Raw genomic sequence first — 1,591 nt, forward strand, 5'->3', positions numbered from 1 at the left:
ATTCAGCGATACCCGATATATACAGTGCATACCAATTCATCAAACCTTAAATAAGGCTTGAATCGCATTGTATGGAGTTTTGTCGTGCTTCTTAGCTGTTTCTACAATCGAATGAAGTTCAAGAAAAGCGTCTGCTCCGAAGTCGGAACGAAATGTGCATGAGTTCTTCAGTTTGATTTTTAGCTTGCGTATTCCCCGTTCGCTTCCATTATTGTCAGAGGGTATCATCGGATTTACAAGGAAATTGAAAATGTAGTCCCTGCATTTGACTAGGCCTTTCTTGAACGTAATGAACTTCTTACCAAGCCCCTCTATGTTCTGTTTGAGCAGATTGTCTAAACGTCGGGGCCATGACACCTTGTCTATAACGTCGTTCGGATTGGTGTTCCGCTCGTGAATGGCTTCACGGAACAGGTTGGTTACTTTCCCAGACCACTCTTGCTCAGTGTTCAACTCTGAAAGATATTGCAGTTCGCGAAGCAAGTGAGCAAGACATACCTGATGGTTGAGGAAATGGAGTGCAAAGTATGCGCTATGGCGGTCGGTAACGGCAGTCATTCGTTCTAAGCTGTCGCCAAACTTGCCTGCCAATACCTTCGATCCTCTTCCGTCAGCACGGAAAAGCAGTGTGTAATAAACTGTCTGTGCTATCCAGGCCCAGTCGAGTCTTTTGTTACAGTACAAGCCGCTCTCATCGAAACCAACTACGGCTGACGACTTGATATATTCTTTAATCTTATCAATCACAGGTTGCGCATTTCTCTTTGCCTCATTCACCCAGTTCACCAGCGAGCCCTCGCTTGGAGTGAGACCAAATACCTCACGCAAAAAACTTGCTATACGGCCGTATGGAAGAAATTGCACGACACTCAGATAAACCACTAGAGCCTTTACGCTTGAATCATATACCACGTCGTTTGACCGCCGTCTCGGCACCGTCCGAATACGTTCGCCACAGTTCTTGCATACCATCACATAGTGTCGGATTTCCTTGACTACGGGCTTCAGCTCTGGAATGGAAATAACCTGCGTCACATAATCAAGTACACGCTCTGCGTCTGCTAAAGATTCTCCGCAACGAGTGCAATAGTCAGGTGCGTCATCGATTATCTCGTCAGGTACGGAAGAGCAAGACAACTTATGCCCATCATGTCCCTTTTGTCCTCCCGGCTTCTTACCGCTTGGCTTACGGAGACTTCTTGTTCTTCTGACAACCTCATCCTTCATACGCTCCTTGCTTGGCGGAGTGCTGCTGTTATTAGAGTTCTTGTCAGGTTTTTCATACTTGGCCAAGCGTTCCCGCAAGTTTGTAAGTTCCGTATCTTTCTTGCGGATTTGGAGGTTCAGAGCATTTATGTTACGGTTCAATTTGACAATCTCGGCATACTGCTGGTTGACAGTTTCACGCAACAGCCGCATCTCTTCCGTCATGTCTTGTAACACTTTTGATATGTCCGTAACTTGCTCTTTCATAGGTATAAAGGTACAAAGAAAATCTGAAATACGCAAGATAAATGAGCATTTTTATAGCCTTTATACGAAGATTTTAGAGGAGAGAATACAGATTGGTCAATACCGCTGAATAGTTACA

The 1,591-nt window shown here is 44.9% G+C and carries 1 protein-coding gene; it reads right to left on the reverse strand.

Annotated elements, in window-relative coordinates; translation table 11 throughout:
- Nucleotides 1-39: 39 nt before the first annotated feature.
- Nucleotides 40-1,473 (reverse strand): IS66 family transposase, encoded by a 1,434-nt coding sequence (gene tnpC, locus BN93_RS15740; protein ID WP_019189242.1) that lies wholly within the window; start codon nt 1,471-1,473, stop codon nt 40-42.
- Nucleotides 1,474-1,591: the final 118 nt, after the last annotated feature.

Source organism: Prevotella conceptionensis 9403948 (assembly GCF_000312305.1).
Taxonomy (GTDB): Bacteria; Bacteroidota; Bacteroidia; order Bacteroidales; family Bacteroidaceae; genus Prevotella; species Prevotella conceptionensis.

Coding starts and splice junctions, on each gene's coding strand:
- tnpC (WP_019189242.1), bottom strand. CDS start 1,473: ATGAAAGAGCAAGTTACGGACATATCAAAAGTGTTACAAGACATGACG.